Genomic DNA, 19,244 nt, shown 5'->3' on the forward strand with positions numbered 1-19,244 from the left:
TTTGTTCCGACAACAGATTTGATCATTCGTCGCCTGTCGAAAGCAAGCTTCGTTTTGGTGGCAACCGATGCCGGTTCCTGAGGCAGTCCTTCGACGGAGGCCGCGGTGAGCGTGGGGCGGGCTCCTCACCATGCGGCTCTTTCAGCCGGACAATTCCGCCTGCCAGTCCCGCAGCTTTCGTGCGGCGCCGGTGACGTCGGCGATCGCAGGGAATGCCCTCGTCTCCACCATCATCACCCGCGCCAGCCGCACCGCGCGGGCCTCGCTGGTCGCCCGCTGCCTGGGGTCCTCGATCAGCTCGAAATCGATATTGTGGGCAAGGCCGAAGATGCGGCGGATGATCTTGGCTGCGGCGAAGCCGACCGCATCAGCGAACAGGCGCTGCATGTAGGCCTGCCGCTCGGCCTCCAGCCGCGCGGCGCCCTTCTCGCCGGGAAAGAGCGAGGGCGGATAGGCGTCTCCGGCCGCGCCGCCGCGCCAGAGGTCGAGGAATTTGCCGGCGAACCCGGTCCAGACCTGCTCGACCGCCTCAAGCACCCAGCCCTCGAACGCGGCCCGCTCGCCCGGCACGCGCTCGTGGCCGGCGGAGGCGAAATAGGCCATCAGCAGATTGGCGAGCACCGCGCCGACGTCGAACCCGACCGGGCCGTAGAACGCAAATTCCGGGTCGATCACGCGCGTCTGGCTGTCCGTCACCATGATCGAGCCGGTGTGGAGGTCGCCGTGCAGCAGCGCCTCGGGGCTCGCCATGAACTTCAGCTTCAGCCGGGAGATGGCGACATGCAGCTCCAGATCGTCGCGTAAGTTCGCCGCGAGGCCGTCGAGATATGGCGCCGTCCAGCGGTTCTGTTCGGCGATGCGGTAGGGATCGGTGAAGATCAGGTCTTCGGTGATCTTGCAGAGCGCGTGGTTGCCGGCGAAAGCGGCGATGCCCTCCTTCTTCTCGGCGGCAGAGAGCGCGAGGTCGGAGGTGAAGAACAGCGTCCGCGCCATGAAGGTGGTGATGTCGTCCGTGAAGCGCGGATATTGCGTCCCCGCGACCAGCCCCTTGCGCATGATGATGTGGGGCTCGAGCAGCTCCATCACCGTCAGCGCCAGCTTTTCGTTGTGATGCAGCAGGGCCGGCACGAGGCCGGGTGCGAGCTCGGCCTGCCGCGACAGGGCCAGGAATTCGTAGTGGGCTCGCGACAGCGGCAGCGGCCAGCTCTCACCGACGAGGCGAACGTAAGGCAGCGCCTGCTTCACCGCGATCCCGCCCCGCGCGCCCTTGACGATGAAGACGAGGTTGAGATTGCCGTCGCCGACCTCGGTGATCGCCCAGGACGCCGGATCGCCGCCGAGCAGCGCCTTCAGGTCCGGAAGGCCCGCGAGATAGTCCCGCAAGGCCGCCTCATGCAGAATCCGATAGTCCCCTGCCCGGTCCCCGCTCATGACGATCCCACCCCACATATTTGAGCATGATCTTCTCGGAAAACCGCTTCACACTTTTCCGGATCATGCTGGTATGGGCCGGATCGTTACTCCCGCTCCAGGAAGCTCGAGCCGATCTCGGCCTTTCTTTTGATCGGATCGTAATCGCAATAGACGCTGTCCGCCACCAGCGTGTAGCTGGCGATGACGTTGTATTTGTCCGGCTTGACCGAGTTCAGCCCGATCACCGAGGTGCTCTTGCCGCCGTTCCACTTGAACGGCGTCGAGCTCTTGGCCTGCTCGCAGGCCATCACCGCCTCGTTGAAGACATAGCCCTCGACGAACGCCTTCAGCGTCCGGGCCTGAACGGCGATCTTCCATTCGAAATAGCCGATGGCGCCGAGTCCTGCGACGATCAGCACCAGAAGCGCGACGACGATCCTCTGAAATGTCATTTATGACCCCAACAATAACGCAATCAAAAACCTAGAACGGCATTCCCATCATTTTCGACAGGCGTTCGATCGAGAGATAGCCGGCGTGGTAGGCCACCATGCCAAGGCCGTAGATGACGGCCGAGATGATCGTGGTCCAGATCAGCTTGCGGCCCATCCGCGTCAGGATCGGCGCACCGGGATCGGTTCCGGGGGCGCCGACGCCGTCCTCGTGCTGGCTGCGCACGCCGAACGGCAGCGTCAGGAACAGCGCGACCCACCAGATGACGAAGTAGATCGCAAGCGCGGTCGATATCTGGATGGCCATGAGGCGGCCTTATGCCTGCTCGATCTCGACGAGGGCGCCGGAAAAATCCTTGGGGTGCAGGAACAGCACCGGCTTGCCATGGGCGCCGATCTTCGGCACGCCGTCGCCGAGCACCCGGGCGCCCTCCTTCACCAGCGTGTCGCGCGAGACGATGATGTCGACGACCTCGTAGCAGACATGGTGGATGCCGCCGTCGGCGTTGCGCTCCAGGAACTTTGCGATCGGCGAGGATTCGCCGAGCGGCTCGATGAACTCGATCTTGGTGTTGGGCAGTGTGGCGAAGACGGTTGTCACGCCGTGTTCGGGCAGCGGCACGGCTTCCGAGATCTGGGCGCCGAATGCCGCACCGTAGATCTTGGCGGCCTTGACGGCGTCCTTGGTCGCGATCGCGACATGGTTGAGGCGACCCAGCATGTTTCTTCTCCCTCAGAGCGTGATCCGCAAGACCACGCCTAGTCTACACTGTCAGGACGTGTACCAGACAGGGGGGCTTTTTGCCCCAATGTTCGTTGATGACGGCCCGGACCGCGCGCCGCACCGACTCGGCCAGCGCATCCGGATCCCGCCGGCGCGCCTTCGGCAGCCCTTCGATCGTGGACATCACGGCGTCGAAGACCAGGTCGTCAAAGGTCTCGCCCGCCCTGTTCTTCTCGGGGATGCCGACGAGATCGACCTCGGGCTCGTCGGCGAGTTCGCCCTGCGCGGTCATGGCGATGGCGACGAAGGCGCAGCCGGAGAAGGCCATGCGGCGGCGCTCGACCACGGCGCGCGACTTGGAGTCCTCCAGGATCGTGCCGTCCTTGTAGAGCCGGCCCGACGGCACCTCGCCGACGATGCCGGGATCGCCGGGGCCGAGCTTGACGAGGTCGCCGTTGCGGCAGACCAGCACGCGCGGCACGCCGGCGGCGCGCGCGAGTTTTGCATGCTCGTGCAGATGCAGGGCCTCGCCGTGCACCGGGATCAGGAGCTGCGGCTTCACCCAGGAGATCAGCTCGCGCAGCTCGTCGCGGCGGGGATGGCCGGAGACGTGGACCAGCGCGTCGCGGTCGGTGATGATTTCGACGCCCTGGAGCACCAGATTGTTGATGATCGAGCCGACCGCCTTCTCGTTGCCGGGAATGGTGCGCGAGGAGAAGATGACGCTGTCGCCGCGGTTCAGCGTGATTTCAGGGTGGTCGTCATTGGCAATGCGCGCCAGCGCGGCGCGCGGCTCGCCCTGGCTGCCGGTGCAGAGCGCCAGCACCTTGTCCTGCGGCAGGTGGCCGTAAACCTCCGGCGAGCGGAAATTCTGCACGCCGTCGAGATAGCCGGTCTCGCGCGCGACCTGCACCACGCGTTCCATGGCGCGGCCGACCACGACGACCTCGCGGTCGGCGGCTTTGGCGGCGTCAGCGACGGCTTTGACGCGGGCGACGTTGGAGGCGAAGGTCGTGACCGCGACGCGGCCCTTGGCGGATTTGACGAGGTCGATGATGGTCTTGGCGACCTCGGCCTCCGAAGGCGAGCGGCCGTCGCGGACGGCGTTGGTGGAATCGCCGATCAGGGCGAGCACGCCCTCCTCGCCGAGCTCGCGCAGCCGCTTCTCGTCGGTCGGCGCCCCAAGCGTCGGGGTCGGGTCGATTTTCCAGTCGCCGGTGTGCAGCACGATGCCGGCTTCGGTGTGGATCGCCAGCGCATGCGCTTCCGGAATCGAATGCGCGACGGGAATAAACTCGACGTTGAACGGGCCGATATCGACGCGGCCGCCTGATGGCACCACGGTGACCGGAATCTCGGGCGCATTACGCTCGGCGGCGCATTTGGCCTCGAACAGCGCGGCGCTGAACTTGGTCGCGTAGATCGGGCATTTCAGCTTCGGCCAGAGGTCGATGATGGCGCCGAAATGATCCTCATGGGCGTGCGTCAGCACGAGGCCCATCAGGTTCTTGCGTTCCTTCTCCAGGAAGCTGATGTCGGGCATGATCAAATCGATGCCCGGTAGATGCTCCTCGTCACCGAAGGAGACGCCGAGATCGACCGCCAGCCAGGCGCGCTGGTGGCGGTTGCCGAGGCCATAGATCGACAGGTTCATGCCGATCTCGCCGACGCCGCCGAGCGGCGCAAACACCAGTTCGTCGGGCCTCGCCATCACGCAGCCCCCACCGAGCGGACCGGGCCGAAGAACACCTCGCCAGCCGCCACCGGCACACGCCGGCCGTCCTCGGTGCAGACGATCAGGCAGCCGGTGTCGTCGATGGTGTCGAAAATGCCTTCCAGTGTCGTCGTCCCCGTATGGATCGCGACCTTCTCGCCGAGGCCGGCTGCGCGCTCAAGCCACAGTTTACGGATATCGGCAAAGCCGCGGCCATTGTCCCATATGCCACGAAACTCGACCCAGGCGTCCGACAGGGCCGTAAACAGCTCCTCCGCGCTGATCTGGACGCCGAGAGCTGCGAGCGACACGGCGGGCGTCGGCGTGCCCTCGGGCGCCCCCACGACGTTGGTGCCGATGCCGACGACAATGGCGAGGCGGTCACCGACGGCCTCCGCCTCCAGGCCGATGCCGACCAGCTTCTTGCCGTTGGCGAGGACGTCGTTCGGCCATTTCAGGGCGTAGCGGGGACGACCCTCGCCGAGCCGCAGCGCGGCCTCGAGGCTGACCTTCTCGAGTGCGGCCTCCTCCGCCAGCCCCGCCGCAAACCCGATGGTGGCGGCAACCGCTGGCGCGATGTCCAGGACCTCGAGGACGCTGGCGGCGAGATTTCCCTTCGGCGCGATCCAGGCGCGCTGGCGGCGGCCGCGGCCCGCGGTCTGATCGGATGTGACGAACCACATCGGGCCGTGTTCGCCGGCCCGCGCGTGCTCGATCGCGTCGGTGTTGGTCGAGCCGGTCCGTTCGAAAGCGGCGAGCTTATAGCCCGCCGAGAGTGCGCGAGGACCGAGCGCGAACCCCATGCTAGAACAGCGACTTTGCCGCGGCGGAGGCGACGCTCACCACCGGTCCCGCGAACAGCGCGAACAGGATATTGAACACGCCCGCAACCGCCAGCACCGTCCGCACCTCGATGCGCACCGGGTCGACCTGGCCGGCCGGCTCGTCGAAGTACATCGTCTTGACGATGGCGAGATAGTAGTAGGCGCCCACGACGCTGGTCAGCACGCCGATGACGGCGAGCGTGAACAGGTTCGCCTTGATGGCGGCGACGAAGACGTACCATTTGGCGAAGAAGCCGGCGAGCGGCGGAATGCCGGCGAGCGAGAACAGCAGCATCGCGAAGAAGAAGGCGAGCAGCGGATTGGTCCGCGACAGGCCGGCGAAATCGCTGATCTGCTCGACGGCCTGGCCGTTGCGCTTCATGGCGAGGATGATCGAGAACGAGCCGAGCGTCATCGCGACATAGATCACGATGTACATCAAGACGCCCTGCGCACCCTCGACCGTGCCGGAGGCTAGGCCGACCAGGGCGAAGCCCATGTGGCCGATCGAGGAATAGGCCATCAGGCGCTTGATGTTGCTCTGGCCGATCGCCGCGAAGGCACCGAGCGCCATCGAGGCGATCGAGACGAACACCAGGATCTGCTGCCACTGCGAGACGATGCCGGGGAAGGCAGTGAGCGTGACGCGGGTCAAGACGGCGAGCGCGGCGACCTTCGGCGCAGACGCGAAGAAGGCGGTCACCGGCGTCGGCGCGCCCTCGTAGACGTCGGGCGTCCACATGTGGAACGGTACCACCGAGATCTTGAAACAGAGGCCGGCGAGCAGGAAGACGAGGCCGAACACCAGGCCGACATTCGCGGCCGTCACGGCGGTAGCGATGCCGGTGAAGCTCACGGTGCCGGTGAAGCCGTAGATCAGCGAGGCACCGTAGAGCAGCATGCCCGAGGACAGCGCGCCCAGCACAAAATACTTCAGGCCGGCTTCGGTCGACTTGGCGTTGTCGCGGTTCGAGGCGGCGACGACATAGAGCGCCAGCGACATCAGCTCGAGGCCGAGATAGAGCGAGATCAAATCGCCAGCCGAGATCAGCACCATCATGCCGAGCGTCGAGAGCAGCACCAGGATCGAATACTCGAAGATGCGGCGCGACGGATCGGACAGGAACTCGGTCGACAGCACCAGCGTCACCGCCGAGCCGATCAGGGCCAGGATCTTCATGAAGCGCGCGAAGTCGTCGACGATGAAGCTGCCGCCGAAGGTGACGGTCTTGCCCGCCGGCTGGAGATATTCGAGCACGCCGACCACAATCAGCAGCAGCACCGAGAGCGTCGTGACCGCTTTCGTGGTCTCCTGCCCGCGATAGGCCCCGAGCATCAGAAGCGCCATGGCGCCGACCGCGAGCACGAGCTCGGGCAGCACCGGCGCCAGTTGATAACCTGCAGTCGAAAAGCTCATGGCGATATCCTGACCTGCCCGATCACTGGAGCAGTGCGGCGGCCTTCACGGCCGTCACAGCGGTGTTGTAATTGTTGACGAGTTGCTGGACCGAGGCGGCCGACATGTCGAGCACCGGCTTCGGATAGACGCCGAACAGGATCGTCAGCGCGATCATCGGGAACAGCGTCACGCATTCGCGCAAGGTGAGGTCCTTCATGCTCATCAGCGACGGCTTGACCAGCGCCCCGAACACGACCTTGCGGTAGAGCCACAGCGCGTAGCCCGCCGACAGGATAACGCCGAAGGTGGCGAAGAACGCGGTCGGGATCGAGACCTTGAAGGTGCCGAGCAGCGTCATGAATTCGCCGACGAAGCCGCTGGTTCCGGGCAGACCGACATTGGCCATGGTGAAGACCATGAAGGTCATCGCGTAGAGCGGCATCCGGTTGACGAGGCCGCCATAGGCCGCGATCTCGCGGGTGTGCAGGCGGTCGTAGACGATGCCGACGCAGAGGAACAGCGCGCCGGAGACGATGCCGTGCGAGATCATCTGGAACACGCCGCCGGCGACGCCCTGCATGGTGCCGGCGAAGATGCCCATGGTGACGAAGCCCATATGCGCCACTGACGAGTAGGCGATCAGCTTCTTCATGTCTTCCTGCATCAGGGCCACCAGCGAGGTGTAGATGATCGCGATGGTCGACAGCGTGAAGATCAGCGGCGCGAAGTCATGCGAGGCCAGCGGGAACATCGGCAGCGAGAAGCGCAGGAAGCCGTAGCCGCCCATCTTCAGCAGGATCGCGGCGAGGACCACGGAGCCCGCCGTCGGCGCCTCGACGTGCGCGTCGGGCAGCCAGGTGTGCACCGGCCACATCGGCATCTTCACCGCAAACGAGGCGAAGAAGGCGAGCCAGGCCCAGGTCTGCAAAGACCGCGGCACGGCGGTGTGCATCAGGGTCGGGATGTCGGTGGTGTTGCCGTTCCAGTACAGCGCCATGATGGCGAGCAGCATCAAGACCGAGCCGAGCAGCGTGTAGAGGAAGAACTTGAACGAGGCGTAGACCCGGCGCGGGCCGCCCCAGACGCCGATGATCAGGAACATCGGGATCAGGCCGCCCTCGAAGAACAGGTAGAACAGCACGAGGTCGAGCGCCGCAAAGGTGCCGACCATCAGCGTTTCCAGGATCAGGAACGCCATCATGTATTCGCGCACCCGGCTCGTGACCTTCCAGCTCGCGATGATGCAGAACGGCATCAAGGCGGTGGTCAGGATCACGAAGGGCAGCGAAATGCCGTCCACACCCATGTGGTAGGTGATGCCGGTGGCGAGCCAGTTCGCCTTCTCGACGAACTGGAAGTCGGCGCTGTTGGGATCGAAGCGCATGACCAGGATCACCGACACCGCGAAGGTGATCAGCGTGGTCCAGAGCGCGATCCAGCGCGAATTGCGCCGGGCCGCCTCGTCATCGCCGCGGCTGAGATAGACGATCAGCGCGCCGACCACCGGCAGGAACGTCGTGACCGAGAGAATGGGCCAGGTTGTCATTTACTGGCCTCCAAAGCCGAACATGAACCAGGTGATCAGGCCGGCGGCGCCGATCAGCATGGCGAATGCATAATGATAGAGATAGCCGGTCTGGATCTTCACGACGTTGCGGGTGACGTCCAGAACGCGGGCGGAGACGCCGTCGGGCCCGAAGCCGTCGATGATGAAGCCGTCGCCCTTCTTCCAGAGCTGATAGCCGATCCACTTCGCCGGACGGACGAAGATGACGTCGTAGAGCTCGTCGAAGTACCATTTGTTGAGCAGGAACTGGTACAGCATCGGCTGCGTCTTCGCGAGCTCGACCGGCAGATACGGCCGGCGGATATAGAACAGGTACGAGACGAGGAAGCCCAGCACCATCATCACCGTCGGCAGAAAGGCGATGGTCTCGGGGATGTGATGCATCTCCTCGATGATGTGCGGGTTCATCTTCACGGACTCGCGGAAGAACTCCTCGACGCCGTGACCGGCGAACAGCTCCTTGAACGGGAAGCCCGCGACGATCGAGCCGACCGCGAGCACGCCGATCGGGATCAGGATCCAGAGCGGGGCCTCATGCGCGGCCTCGTAATGATGCTCGTCATGCGGCTCGCCGTGGAAGGTCTTGAAGATCAGGCGCCAGGAGTAGAACGAGGTCAGGCCGGCGGCGACGACCGTCATCAGGAAGCCGTACACCCCGAACGGATTGTGCGAGGCGTAGGCGGACTCAATGATCGCGTCCTTGGAGAAGTAGCCGGCGGTGAGCGGGAAGCCGGTCAGCGCCAGCGTGCCAACCACCATCACCGCGTAGGTGTAGGGGATCTTGCGCCAGAGGCCGCCCATGTTGCGGATGTCCTGCTCGTGGTGCATCGCGTAGATCACCGAGCCGGAGCCTAGGAACAGCAGCGCCTTGAAGAAGGCGTGCGTGAACAAATGGAACATGCCGACCGAATAGGCCCCTGCTCCCATCGCCACGAACATGTAGCCGAGCTGCGAACAGGTCGAGTAGGCGACGATGCGCTTGATGTCGTTCTGGACGAGGCCGATGGTCGCCGCGAAGAACGCGGTGGTGGCGCCAAAGAACATCACCACGGCCTGCGCGGTCGGGGCGAGCTCGAACAGCGGCGACAGGCGCGCGACCATGAACACTCCGGCGGTGACCATGGTCGCGGCATGGATCAGCGCCGACACCGGGGTCGGGCCTTCCATCGCGTCCGGCAACCAGGTGTGCAGCAGGAACTGCGCCGACTTGCCCATCGCGCCCATGAACAGCAGGAGACAGGTCAGGGTCAGCGCGTCGGCGTGCCAGCCGAGGAAATTGATGGTCTTGCCGGTGAGGCCGGGGGCGGCATGGAAGATGGTCTCGAAATCGGTCGAGCCGACCAGCATGAAGATCGCGAAGATGCCGAGCGCGAAGCCGAAATCGCCGACGCGGTTGACCACGAAGGCCTTGATGGCGGCCGCGTTCGCTGACGGCTTCTGGTACCAGAAGCCGATCAGCAGATAGCTGGCCAGACCCACGCCTTCCCAGCCGAAGAACAGCTGGACCAGATTGTCCGCCGTCACCAGCATCAGCATGGCGAAGGTGAACAGTGAGAGATAGCCGAAGAAGCGCGGCCGGTACGGATCCTCGTCCATGTAGCCGATGGAATAGAGGTGCACGAGCGAGGACACGGTCGTCACCACCACCAGCATCACGGCGGTGAGCGTGTCGACGCGCAGCGTCCACCAGACCTGGAGGTCGCCGGAGAAGATGAAAGGCAGCAGCTGGATGCGGGCGTCATGGTGCATGAAGCCGACGTCGACCAGCGTCATCCAGGACAGCGCCGCCGCGACAAACAGCAGTCCCGTGGTGATCAGCTCCGCCGCGCGCGAGCCGGCCGCCGCCGGCTCCACCGGACCATGGCCGTGGTCGTCGTGGGCGTGGTCGTCGTGCCCATGGTCGTCATGGGCCGCCGACGCGTGGGCATCGCCGTGACCATGGTCGCCGTGATGCTCGACCTCGTCGCCCGAGGGGTTGCGGGCATGCGCGCCGACCAGCGAGATGAGGCCGGCCAGAATGGCGCCCAGCAGGGGCAGGAAAACGATTGCCTGAACCATTTGAGAGCTCAGCCCTTCATCAGATTGACGTCCTCAACCGCGATCGAGCCGCGGTTGCGGAAATAGACCACCAGGATGGCGAGACCGATCGCGGCTTCAGCGGCCGCGACGGTCAGCACCAGAAGCGCGAAGACCTGGCCGACGATGTCGCCGAGGAAGGTCGAGAACGCCACGAGGTTGATGTTGACCGAGAGCAGGATCAGCTCGATCGACATCAGGATGACGATGATGTTCTTGCGGTTCAGGAAGATGCCGAGGATCCCGAGCGTGAACAGGATCGCGCCGACCGCCAGATAATGTCCGAGCCCGATCGTCATTTCACCCACTCCGCCGCATCGGCATCCGAAAGCCCCTGCCCCGGCGCCACCTTGCGCATCGCCATCGCCATCTCAGGCGTGCGCGCGTTCTGAACGTTGATGTCCTGCCGCTTCACGTTCGCCTTGTGGCGCAGCGTCAGCACGATGGCGCCGATCATGGCGACCAGAAGCACCATGCCCGCGAGCTGGAAGTAGTGGATGTACTTCGTATAGAGCACGAGCCCCAGCGCCTCGGTGTTGGAGACGTTGGCCGGGATCGCCGCCGTGATCGTCTTGGCGACGCCGGGATTGATGACCCAGAAGCCGACGGTGAGCAGCAGCTCGAACATGAAGATGCCGCCGATCACGAGGCCCACCGGCAGATACTCGATGAAGCCCTCGCGCAGCTCGAGGAAGTCGACGTCGAGCATCATGATCACGAACAGGAACAGCACCGCGACCGCGCCGACATAGACGACGATCAGCATCATGCCGAGGAACTCGGCGCCCATCAGCACGAACAGGCCGGAGGCGTTGACGAAGGCCAGGATCAGATACAGCACGGAGTGCACGGGATTGCGCGAGACAATCACCATCACCGCCGAGGCGACGCAGATGCCGGCGAAGAGATAGAAGAACAGCGCGGGAAGGATCATCGGGCATTCCCCGTCATTCCGGGGCGCGGGTAAAGGCCGCGAACCCGGAATCTGGAGGTTGTGGCGCGAGATTCCGGGTTCGCGCTGCGCGCGCCCCGGAATGACGAGAGGTTGGCGGGAAGGATCATGCCCTCACCTCACCGGTACGGCGCGTCGAGCTCGATCGCTTTCGCGATCTCGCGTTCCCAGCGGTCGCCGTTGGCGAGCAGCTTGGCCTTGTCATAGAACAGTTCCTCGCGGGTCTCGGTCGCGAACTCGAAGTTCGGACCTTCGACGATGGCGTCGACCGGACAGGCCTCCTGGCAGAGGCCGCAATAGATGCACTTCACCATGTCGATGTCGTAGCGCACGGTGCGGCGGGTGCCGTCGTTGCGGCGCGGGCCGGCCTCGATGGTGATGGCCTGCGCGGGGCAGACAGCTTCGCACAGCTTGCAGGCGATGCAGCGCTCTTCGCCGTTCGGATAGCGGCGCAGCGCATGCTCGCCGCGGAAGCGCGGCGAGATCGGGCCCTTCTCGAACGGATAGTTCAGCGTCGGCTTCGGCTGGAAGAAATAGCGCATGGCGAGAAAGAACGCCGAGACGAATTCCGACAGCAGAAGCGAGCGTGCAGTGGCGTTGATGTTGATACCCATGACGGCCCTCACTTCGGCGCGATGCCGGCGAAGTGCAGCACGCCGGCCACCACGATCACCATCGCCAGCGACAGCGGCAGGAACACCTTCCAGCCGAGGCGCATCAGTTGATCGTAGCGGTAGCGCGGCACGATCGCCTTTGCCATCGCGAACAGGAAGAACATGAAGAACAGTTTCAGCGAGAACCAGATGATCCCCGGCACCCAGTTGAAGGGCGGCAAATCCACCGGCGGCAGCCAGCCCCCGAGGAACAGGATCGTCGCCAGCGCGCACATCGTGACGATCGCAACGTATTCGCCGAGCATGAACAGCAGATACGGCGTCGAGCCGTATTCGACCATGAAGCCGGCGACGAGCTCGGATTCCGCTTCGACGAGGTCGAAGGGCGGACGGTTGGTTTCCGCCAGCGCCGAGACGTAGAACACCACGAACATCGGGAACAGCGGCCAGACGTACCAGTTCAGGATGGTGAGCTGCGGCAGCCCGATCAGGCTGGCGAGACCGCGTGCGTGCTGGGCCTCGACCACGGCCGAGAGGTTCAGCGTGCCGGCGCAGAGCAGCACCGTGATGATGACGAAGCCGATCGAGACTTCATAGGACACCATCTGCGCCGCCGAACGCAGCGCGGCCAGGAACGGGTACTTCGAGTTCGACGACCAGCCGGCCATGATGATGCCGTAGATCGACAGCGACGAGATCGCGAAGATGAAGAGGACGCCGACATTGATGTCGGAGATCACCCAGCCGAGATTGGTCGGGATCACCGCCCAGGCTGCGAGCGCGAGCACGCAGGACACCAGCGGCGCGAGCAGGAACACACCCTTGTTGGCGCCGGCCGGGATGATCGGCTCCTTCAGCACGAACTTGAGCAGGTCGGCGAAGGACTGCAGCAGGCCCCACGGGCCGACCACGTTCGGGCCGCGGCGGATCTGCACCGCCGCCCAGATCTTGCGGTCCGCGAGCAGGATGTAGGCGATCGCCACGAGCAGGACGACGAGCACCAGGACGCTCTCGGCGACCATGATGATCAGCGGCCAGAGGAACCCGGTCCAGAATGCGCTTTCGAAGAATTCCATCAGAACACGCTCACTCCGCTGCGGTCAGCATCTGCCCGGAGGCAAGCCGCGAGCATTCCGCCATCACGGCGGACGCACGCGCGATTGGGTTGGTCAAATAGAAGTCCTCGACCAGCGGCTTGAACGGCGCCTTCTCGGGCGAGCCGCCCTTCCCCGCCAGCTTCTTGATCTGGTCGGCGGAGCCGGCCTCGATCTGGTCGAGACGGATCAGATGCGGCACGGCCTTGAAGATCGCCTGGCGCAGCGCCGAGAGCGAGTCGTAGCCGAGCTTCTTGCCGAGCGCTTCCGACAGCGCGCGGACGATCGCCCAGTCCTCGCGGGCTTCGCCCGGCGGGAACGCGGCGCGACCGGTCATCTGCACGCGGCCTTCGGTGTTGACGTAGATCGCGGACTTCTCGGTGTAGGCGGCGGCCGGCAGGATCACGTCGGCGCGATGCGCGCCGCGGTCGCCATGGGTGCCGATATAGACGACGAAGGTGCCGTCCGGCGCCTTGATCTCGTCGGCACCGAGCAGGAACAGCAAGTCCAGCGTGCCGAACGTCGTCATCTGCGCGGCGTTGAGGCCGCCTGCAGTGGCGGAGAAGCCGATGTCAAGCGCGCCGACGCGCGAGGCGGTCTCGTGCAGCACGCCAAAGCCGTTCCAGCCGTCCTTCACCGCGCCGACATCGAGCGCGAGCTTGGCGGCGGCGGCGAGAATGGCGGCGCCGTCGTGACGGGCCGCCGCGCCCGCCCCGACCAGGATGATCGGGTGCTTGGCGTTCTTGAGCACGTCCATGAAGGAGTGCTTGCCGGCTGCGAGTTCGCCCAGCGTCTCGGTGCCTGCGCCGAGATGGTCGTAGTCATAGGTCAGATCGGCCTTGGCGCCGATCACGCCGACCTTGAAGCCGCCTGCCCGCCAGCGCTTGCGGATGCGGGCGTTGAACACGGCCGCCTCTTTCCGCGGATTGGCGCCGATGATGAGCAGCGCGTCGGCCTGCTCGACACCGACCAGCGTCGGATTGAAGATGTAGGAGCCGCGGCCGAGCGCGGGATCGAAGGCGTCGCCGCCCTGCACCGCCAGATTGCTCGAGCCGTACTTGGCCAAGAGGTCCTTCAGCGCGAACATCTCCTCGACGCCGGCGAGGTCGCCGGCGATCGCGCCGATGCGCTTGCCGTCGGTGCGCGCCGCCTTGGCCGCGATCGCGGCGAAGGCTTCGGTCCAGCTTGCCGCGCGCAGCTTGCCGGCCTCACGGATATAGGGCCGGTCGAGGCGCTGGGTGCGCAAGCCATCGACGATGTGGCGGGTCTTGTCGGAGATCCACTCCTCGTTCACGGCCTCGTTGATGCGCGGCAGCACGCGCATCACCTCACGGCCGCGGGTGTCGACCCGGATCGCCGATCCCACGCCGTCCATGACGTCGATCGACTGGGTCTTGCCGAGCTCCCAGGGGCGCGCCGCGAACGCATAAGGCTTCGAGGTCAGCGCACCGACCGGGCAGATGTCGACGAGGTTGCCCTGCAGTTCCGAGGTCAGCGCGTGCTGGAGATAGGTCGTGATCTCCATGTCCTCGCCGCGGCCGGTGGCGCCCATCTCGGGCGCGCCGGCGACTTCCGCCGAAAAGCGGACGCAGCGCGTGCACTGGATGCAGCGGTTCATCGAGGTCTTGACCAGCGCGCCGAGATACTTGTCCTCGACGGCGCGCTTGTTCTCGGCGAAGCGGCTGGTGTCCACACCATAGCCCATCGCCTGGTCCTGCAGGTCGCACTCGCCGCCCTGATCGCAGATCGGGCAGTCCAGCGGATGGTTGATGAGAAGGAATTCCATCACGCCTTCGCGCGCCTTCTTCACCATCGGCGAACGGGTGGAGATCTCCGGCGGCTCGCCCTTCGGGCCCGGACGGCAGTCGCGCACGCCCCAGGCGCAGCTGGCGACCGGCTTCGGGCCGCCCTTCACCTCGACGAGGCACATCCGGCAATTGCCGGCGATCGACAGCCGCTCGTGATAGCAGAAGCGCGGAATCTCGGCGCCGGCCGCCTCGCACGCCTGAAGCAGCGTGTACTCGGCGGGGACATCGATCTCTTTGCCGTCGATGATGAGCTTGGTCATGTCTCTTACTCCGCCGCGACCATGTTCACGGGATCGCGGACGCCGATGTCGTCGACATCGGCCTTATGCGAATACTGGTCGATGCGCGCTTCGATCTCGTGACGGAAATGCGCGATCAGGCCCTGGATCGGCCAGGCCGCCGCGTCGCCGAGCGCGCAGATGGTGTGGCCTTCGACCTGTTTTGTCACCTCGAGCAGCATGTCGATTTCGCGCTTGTGGGCGCGGCCTTCGGCCATGCGGGTCAGCACGCGCCACATCCAGCCGGTGCCCTCGCGGCAGGGCGTGCACTGGCCGCAGCTCTCATGCTTGTAGAAGTACGAAATGCGGGCGATGGCGCGGATCAGGTCGGTCGACTTGTCCATGACGATCACGGCCGCGGTGCCGAGGCCCGAGCGCAGCTTGCTCAAGCTGTCGAAATCCATCGGCGTGTCGATGATCTGCTCGGCCGGCACCATGCGCACCGACGAGCCGCCGGGGATCACGGCCTTGAGATTGTCCCAGCCGCCGCGGATGCCGCCGCAATGCTTGTCGATCAGCTCACGGAACGGAATGCCCATGGCCTCTTCGACGTTGCAGGGCCGCTCGACATGGCCGGAGATGCAGAACAGCTTGGTGCCGACATTGTTCGGACGGCCGATGCCGGCGAACCAAGCCGCGCCACGGCGCAGGATGTCGGGCGCAACCGCGATCGACTCGACGTTGTTGACGGTGGTCGGGCAGCCGAACAGGCCGACATTGGCCGGGAACGGCGGCTTCAGGCGCGGCTGGCCCTTCTTGCCTTCGAGGCTCTCGAGCAGCGCGGTTTCCTCGCCGCAGATATAGGCGCCGGCGCCGTGGGCGACGTAGAGGTCGAACGGCCAGCCGTTGACGTTGTCCTTGCCGATCAGCTTGGCCTCGTAGGCCTGGTCGATCGCGGCCTGGAGGCGCTCGCGCTCGCGAATGAACTCGCCGCGGACATAGATGTAGCAGGCATGCGCGTTCATTGCGAAGCTCGCGATCAGGCAGCCCTCGACCAAGAGATGCGGATCGTGCCGCATGATCTCGCGGTCCTTGCAGGTGCCGGGCTCGGACTCGTCGGCGTTGACGACGAGGTAGCTCGGCCGGCCGTCGGTCGATTCCTTCGGCATGAAGGACCACTTCAGACCGGTCGGGAAGCCGGCGCCGCCGCGGCCCCGCAGGCCCGACGCCTTCATCTCGTTGATGATCCAGTCGCGGCCCTTGTCGATGATATTCTTCGTACCATCCCAGGCGCCACGGCGCCGCGCACCCTCGAGCCCCCAGTCGTGGAGGCCGTAGAGGTTCTTGAAGATGCGGTCCTTGTCCTCGAGCATGTCAGTGCTTTCCGATCAACGATTGGACTGCTTGTAGGCAAGTCCGGCGGCGCAGACGGCGAAGGTCAACGCCCAGAGCAGACTGGATTCCAGCGACGCGTTCAGGCCGAAGCGTTGCAGGAGAAAGATGAAGGCAGCCGCCACGGCGGCATGCATCGCGATGAAGCCCCACTTCTTCATGGCACCGCTCCCCTCCACCGAAGGCGTCGAGAGACCACGCATCAGGTGATCTCCTTCAGCGTGGACGGCCCGGTGATCGGCGCCGAGAACTGGCGGCCGTTCTGCGGGCCGGGCTTGGGCGGATTGCCCGAAGCAAAGCCGTCGAGCACCTTGCCGAAGCTTTCCTTGGTCAGGTCCTCATAGGTGTCCTTGCCGATCAGCACCATCGGCGCGTTCACGCAGGCACCGAGGCACTCCACCTCCTCCCAGCTGAAATTGCCGTCCTTGGAGAGATGGAAGGGCTCGTGATGGATGCGGTGCTCGCAGACGTGGATCAGATCCTCGGCGCCGCGCAAGCGGCACGGCGTGGTGCCGCAGACCTGGACATGGGCCTTCTTGCCGACCGGGGCGAGCTGGAACATGGTGTAGAAGGTCGCGACCTCCAGCACGCGGATATAGGGCATGTCGAGCATGTCGGCGATGACGCGGATCGCGGCCTCCGAGACCCAGCCGTCGTGCTGCTCCTGCGCACGCCACAGAATGGCGATGACGGCGGAAGCTTGCCGGCCGGCCGGATATTTCGCGATCTGCTGCCTGGCGAACGCGAGGTTCTCCTCCGTGAACGCGAAGCTCGCGGGCTGGACTTCCTTCGGTGCTAATCGGCGAACGGACATCTCTCAATCTCTCACTGCATGCGGCGCGCGGTGGCATTCAGAGTCTTGGCATTCAGGGCGTCGATCCTGTCCTGCCAGAATGCGCTTGCGGTGCCGAAAACGTTGTAGCCGACGTGGGTCGAGACCTTGATGCGGTCGAGGATCGACAGCTCGGTCACGGTCTCCATCCGGTTGCTGCGCGGATCGAACACGATCAGCTTCAGCGGGGTCTCTTCGAGGATGTAGCGCGACACCGCGTGGCTGCGGTCGCTGCCGTGCTCCTCGCACATGATGACGCTGTCGGCCTGGAGCAGCCGGGCACCGCCCTTGATCGCCTCGATCTCGACGCCCTCGACGTCGAGCTTGATCAGGTACTTGCCGCTGGCGGCGATCTTGCCGTCGTCGATCAGATTATCCAGCGCAATGACCGGCACCTCTTCGCCCCCCGCCGTCGGATCGCCGGCGATGCTGAAGGCCTCGTGCTTGGTGCCGGAGAGGCGCGCGGTGCCGCGGGCGGCGCCGATGGCGCACTTCATGGTCTCGAAGCGGTTGCCGTTGACGCGGGCGTTGTTGGCAAGCTTCGGGTAGTTCTGGCCCGATGGCTCGATCGCGATCGACTTGTGCGAGCCGAACGGCTTGCTCGACACCAGCACCGACCAATAGCCGTAATTGGCACCGCAATCGAGCAGCGTGTAGTCGACGTCGATGGAGTCGGCGAACAGCAGCTCGAGCTCGTCCTCATAGTTGTACGAGCGGTTGAGCAGCTTGCTCCAATAGCCGTCGCCGTAGGGGAACTCGAACACGGCGTCGGGATTGAGCTTGATCGCGATGTTGCGCTTGGGCAGCGTCTTTGCCAGCAAATTGGCGCAGGCGATGTAGCCCATATGCGAGAAGTGCGAGGAGATCTTCGATCCCGTCACCAGCGCCAAGGCAGCCGTCCGCTCCCACAGGTTGGCCCCTTCAAGGGCCCCCGAGGCGCGGTCAAACTGGATTGGCGCCTGCGCCATCACCGATCGACCTCTCCGAACACGATGTCGAGCGAGCCCAGGATCGCCGAGACGTCGGCGAGCAGATGGCCGCGGCAGATGTGGTCCATCGCCTGCAGATGGGCAAAGCCCGGCGCGCGGATCTTGCACTTGTAGGGCTTGTTGGTGCCGTCGGAGACCAGATAGACGCCGAACTCGCCCTTGGGCGCCTCGACCGCGGCATAGACTTCGCCGGCCGGCACGTGGACGCCCTCGGTATAGAGCTTGAAGTGGTGGATCAGCGCTTCCATCGAACGCTTCATCTCGCCACGGCGCGGCGGGGCGACCTTGTTGTCGGCGACGACGACGGGGCCCTTGCCCTCAGGCGCGTTCAGCTTCTGGACGCACTGCTTCATGATGCGTATGGACTGGCGCATCTCTTCCATGCGGATCAGGTAACGGTCGTAGCAGTCGCCGTTCTTGCCGATCGGGATGTCGAAATCCATCTCGGCGTAGCACTCATAGGGCTGCGACTTGCGCAGGTCCCACGCCGCGCCCGAGCCGCGCACCATCACGCCCGAGAAACCCCACTCCCAGGCTTCCTTCAGCGGCACCACGCCGATATCGACGTTGCGCTGCTTGAAGATGCGGTTGGCGGTGAGCAGCCGGTCGAGGTCGTCCACGACCTTCAGGAACGGGTCGCACCATGCCTCGATATCGTCGATCAGCTTCTGCGGCAGGTCCTGATGCACGCCGCCGACGCGGAAGAAGGCCGCATGCATGCGGCTGCCCGAGGCGCGCTCGTAGAACACCATCAGCTTCTCGCGCTCTTCGAAGCCCCACAGCGGCGGGGTCAGCGCGCCGACGTCCATCGCCTGCGTGGTGACGTTGAGCAGATGCGACAGGATGCGGCCGATCTCGCAATAGAGCACGCGGATGAGCTGGCCGCGGCGCGGCACCTCGATGCCGAGCAGCTTTTCGGCGGCGAGGCAGAAGGCGTGCTCCTGGTTCATCGGCGCGACGTAGTCGAGCCGGTCGAAATACGGGATCGCCTGGAGATAGGTCTTCTGCTCGATCAGCTTTTCGGTGCCGCGGTGAAGCAGGCCGATATGCGGGTCGACGCGGGCGACGATTTCGCCGTCAAGTTCCAAAACCAAGCGCAGCACGCCGTGCGCGGCCGGATGCTGGGGCCCGAAGTTGATGGTGAAATTGCGAAGCTGTTCGGGTTGCTCGTTCATG

At 65.1% G+C, this 19,244-nt stretch carries 19 protein-coding genes; all 19 read right to left on the reverse strand.

What is annotated here, in order from left to right; translation table 11 throughout:
• Window positions 1–141: 141 nt before the first annotated feature.
• Window positions 142–1,431 (reverse strand): S-methyl-5-thioribose kinase, encoded by a 1,290-nt coding sequence (gene mtnK, locus JQ592_RS06855; RefSeq protein ID WP_211402126.1) that lies wholly within the window; start codon window positions 1,429–1,431, stop codon window positions 142–144.
• 86 nt (window positions 1,432–1,517) lie between these two features.
• Entirely contained in the window at window positions 1,518–1,865 is a 348-nt protein-coding gene (locus tag JQ592_RS06860; RefSeq protein WP_211402127.1) for a hypothetical protein, read from the reverse strand.
• A gap of 31 nt (window positions 1,866–1,896) precedes the next feature.
• Window positions 1,897–2,172: a DUF1467 family protein gene (locus tag JQ592_RS06865; RefSeq protein ID WP_211402128.1), complete on the reverse strand. Its 276-nt coding sequence runs from the start codon at window positions 2,170–2,172 to the stop codon at window positions 1,897–1,899.
• A gap of 9 nt (window positions 2,173–2,181) precedes the next feature.
• Window positions 2,182–2,586, reverse strand: coding sequence for a methylmalonyl-CoA epimerase (gene mce, locus JQ592_RS06870; protein ID WP_211402129.1), 405 nt, complete (start codon window positions 2,584–2,586; stop codon window positions 2,182–2,184).
• A 43-nt stretch (window positions 2,587–2,629) separates the two neighbouring features.
• Window positions 2,630–4,300: a ribonuclease J gene (locus tag JQ592_RS06875; RefSeq protein ID WP_211402130.1), complete on the reverse strand. Its 1,671-nt coding sequence runs from the start codon at window positions 4,298–4,300 to the stop codon at window positions 2,630–2,632.
• The gene (locus JQ592_RS06880) at window positions 4,300–5,106 is read right to left on the reverse strand and encodes a biotin--[acetyl-CoA-carboxylase] ligase (RefSeq protein WP_211402131.1); all 807 of its coding nucleotides are present in this window, start codon (window positions 5,104–5,106) and stop codon (window positions 4,300–4,302) included. The genes JQ592_RS06875 and JQ592_RS06880 overlap by 1 nt, the downstream gene beginning before the upstream one ends.
• A 1-nt stretch (window position 5,107) precedes the next feature.
• On the reverse strand, window positions 5,108–6,544 hold the full coding sequence (nuoN, locus tag JQ592_RS06885) for an NADH-quinone oxidoreductase subunit NuoN (protein WP_211402132.1): 1,437 nt from the start codon (window positions 6,542–6,544) through the stop codon (window positions 5,108–5,110).
• 22 nt (window positions 6,545–6,566) lie between these two features.
• Window positions 6,567–8,072 (reverse strand): NADH-quinone oxidoreductase subunit M, encoded by a 1,506-nt coding sequence (locus JQ592_RS06890; protein WP_211402133.1) that lies wholly within the window; start codon window positions 8,070–8,072, stop codon window positions 6,567–6,569.
• Window positions 8,073–10,151 carry an NADH-quinone oxidoreductase subunit L gene (nuoL, locus tag JQ592_RS06895; protein WP_211402134.1) on the reverse strand — a complete coding sequence of 693 codons (2,079 nt, stop codon included), beginning with the start codon at window positions 10,149–10,151 and terminating at the stop codon, window positions 8,073–8,075.
• Window positions 10,152–10,159: 8 nt separating this feature from the next.
• Entirely contained in the window at window positions 10,160–10,468 is a 309-nt protein-coding gene (nuoK, locus tag JQ592_RS06900) for an NADH-quinone oxidoreductase subunit NuoK (RefSeq protein ID WP_008547737.1), read from the reverse strand.
• Window positions 10,465–11,103, reverse strand: coding sequence for an NADH-quinone oxidoreductase subunit J (locus JQ592_RS06905; RefSeq protein WP_211402135.1), 639 nt, complete (start codon window positions 11,101–11,103; stop codon window positions 10,465–10,467). The genes nuoK and JQ592_RS06905 overlap by 4 nt, the downstream gene beginning before the upstream one ends.
• 137 nt (window positions 11,104–11,240) lie before the next feature.
• Entirely contained in the window at window positions 11,241–11,729 is a 489-nt protein-coding gene (gene nuoI, locus JQ592_RS06910; protein ID WP_026232873.1) for an NADH-quinone oxidoreductase subunit NuoI, read from the reverse strand.
• Window positions 11,730–11,743: 14 nt separating this feature from the next.
• Complete coding sequence (nuoH, locus tag JQ592_RS06915; protein WP_130366410.1) at window positions 11,744–12,811, reverse strand: NADH-quinone oxidoreductase subunit NuoH; 1,068 nt, start codon at window positions 12,809–12,811, stop codon at window positions 11,744–11,746.
• A 10-nt stretch (window positions 12,812–12,821) separates the two neighbouring features.
• A complete protein-coding gene (nuoG, locus tag JQ592_RS06920) occupies window positions 12,822–14,897 on the reverse strand; it encodes an NADH-quinone oxidoreductase subunit NuoG (protein WP_211402136.1) in 2,076 nt (691 codons plus the stop codon).
• Between the two features lie 5 nt (window positions 14,898–14,902).
• Window positions 14,903–16,228 (reverse strand): NADH-quinone oxidoreductase subunit NuoF, encoded by a 1,326-nt coding sequence (gene nuoF, locus JQ592_RS06925; protein WP_122403004.1) that lies wholly within the window; start codon window positions 16,226–16,228, stop codon window positions 14,903–14,905.
• Window positions 16,229–16,243: 15 nt separating this feature from the next.
• Window positions 16,244–16,450 carry a hypothetical protein gene (locus tag JQ592_RS06930; RefSeq protein ID WP_211402137.1) on the reverse strand — a complete coding sequence of 69 codons (207 nt, stop codon included), beginning with the start codon at window positions 16,448–16,450 and terminating at the stop codon, window positions 16,244–16,246.
• The gene (gene nuoE / locus JQ592_RS06935; RefSeq protein ID WP_211402138.1) at window positions 16,450–17,061 is read right to left on the reverse strand and encodes an NADH-quinone oxidoreductase subunit NuoE; all 612 of its coding nucleotides are present in this window, start codon (window positions 17,059–17,061) and stop codon (window positions 16,450–16,452) included. Before nuoE ends, JQ592_RS06930 begins: the two co-directional genes overlap by 1 nt.
• Window positions 17,062–17,072: 11 nt before the next feature.
• On the reverse strand, window positions 17,073–18,047 hold the full coding sequence (locus JQ592_RS06940; RefSeq protein ID WP_211402139.1) for an FkbM family methyltransferase: 975 nt from the start codon (window positions 18,045–18,047) through the stop codon (window positions 17,073–17,075).
• Window positions 18,047–19,243 (reverse strand): NADH-quinone oxidoreductase subunit D, encoded by a 1,197-nt coding sequence (locus tag JQ592_RS06945; RefSeq protein ID WP_211402140.1) that lies wholly within the window; start codon window positions 19,241–19,243, stop codon window positions 18,047–18,049. The genes JQ592_RS06940 and JQ592_RS06945 overlap by 1 nt, the downstream gene beginning before the upstream one ends.
• Window position 19,244: the final 1 nt, after the last annotated feature.

Origin of the sequence: Bradyrhizobium iriomotense (assembly GCF_018129405.1) — a bacterium.
In the GTDB taxonomy this organism is placed as follows: domain Bacteria; phylum Pseudomonadota; class Alphaproteobacteria; order Rhizobiales; family Xanthobacteraceae; genus Bradyrhizobium; species Bradyrhizobium iriomotense_B.

Excerpts from the sequence above, each read along its gene's own strand:
- mtnK (WP_211402126.1), bottom strand. The coding sequence starts at position 1,431 with ATGAGCGGGGACCGGGCAGGGGACTATCGGATTCTGCATGAGGCGGCC.
- JQ592_RS06860 (WP_211402127.1), bottom strand. The coding sequence starts at position 1,865 with ATGACATTTCAGAGGATCGTCGTCGCGCTTCTGGTGCTGATCGTCGCA.
- JQ592_RS06865 (WP_211402128.1), bottom strand. The coding sequence starts at position 2,172 with ATGGCCATCCAGATATCGACCGCGCTTGCGATCTACTTCGTCATCTGG.
- mce (WP_211402129.1), bottom strand. The coding sequence starts at position 2,586 with ATGCTGGGTCGCCTCAACCATGTCGCGATCGCGACCAAGGACGCCGTC.
- JQ592_RS06875 (WP_211402130.1), bottom strand. The coding sequence starts at position 4,300 with ATGGCGAGGCCCGACGAACTGGTGTTTGCGCCGCTCGGCGGCGTCGGC.
- JQ592_RS06880 (WP_211402131.1), bottom strand. The coding sequence starts at position 5,106 with ATGGGGTTCGCGCTCGGTCCTCGCGCACTCTCGGCGGGCTATAAGCTC.
- nuoN (WP_211402132.1), bottom strand. The coding sequence starts at position 6,544 with ATGAGCTTTTCGACTGCAGGTTATCAACTGGCGCCGGTGCTGCCCGAG.
- JQ592_RS06890 (WP_211402133.1), bottom strand. The coding sequence starts at position 8,072 with ATGACAACCTGGCCCATTCTCTCGGTCACGACGTTCCTGCCGGTGGTC.
- nuoL (WP_211402134.1), bottom strand. The coding sequence starts at position 10,151 with ATGGTTCAGGCAATCGTTTTCCTGCCCCTGCTGGGCGCCATTCTGGCC.
- nuoK (WP_008547737.1), bottom strand. The coding sequence starts at position 10,468 with ATGACGATCGGGCTCGGACATTATCTGGCGGTCGGCGCGATCCTGTTC.
- JQ592_RS06905 (WP_211402135.1), bottom strand. The coding sequence starts at position 11,103 with ATGATCCTTCCCGCGCTGTTCTTCTATCTCTTCGCCGGCATCTGCGTC.
- nuoH (WP_130366410.1), bottom strand. The coding sequence starts at position 12,811 with ATGGAATTCTTCGAAAGCGCATTCTGGACCGGGTTCCTCTGGCCGCTG.
- nuoG (WP_211402136.1), bottom strand. The coding sequence starts at position 14,897 with ATGACCAAGCTCATCATCGACGGCAAAGAGATCGATGTCCCCGCCGAG.
- nuoF (WP_122403004.1), bottom strand. The coding sequence starts at position 16,228 with ATGCTCGAGGACAAGGACCGCATCTTCAAGAACCTCTACGGCCTCCAC.
- JQ592_RS06930 (WP_211402137.1), bottom strand. The coding sequence starts at position 16,450 with ATGCGTGGTCTCTCGACGCCTTCGGTGGAGGGGAGCGGTGCCATGAAG.
- nuoE (WP_211402138.1), bottom strand. The coding sequence starts at position 17,061 with ATGTCCGTTCGCCGATTAGCACCGAAGGAAGTCCAGCCCGCGAGCTTC.
- JQ592_RS06940 (WP_211402139.1), bottom strand. The coding sequence starts at position 18,047 with ATGGCGCAGGCGCCAATCCAGTTTGACCGCGCCTCGGGGGCCCTTGAA.
- JQ592_RS06945 (WP_211402140.1), bottom strand. The coding sequence starts at position 19,243 with ATGAACGAGCAACCCGAACAGCTTCGCAATTTCACCATCAACTTCGGG.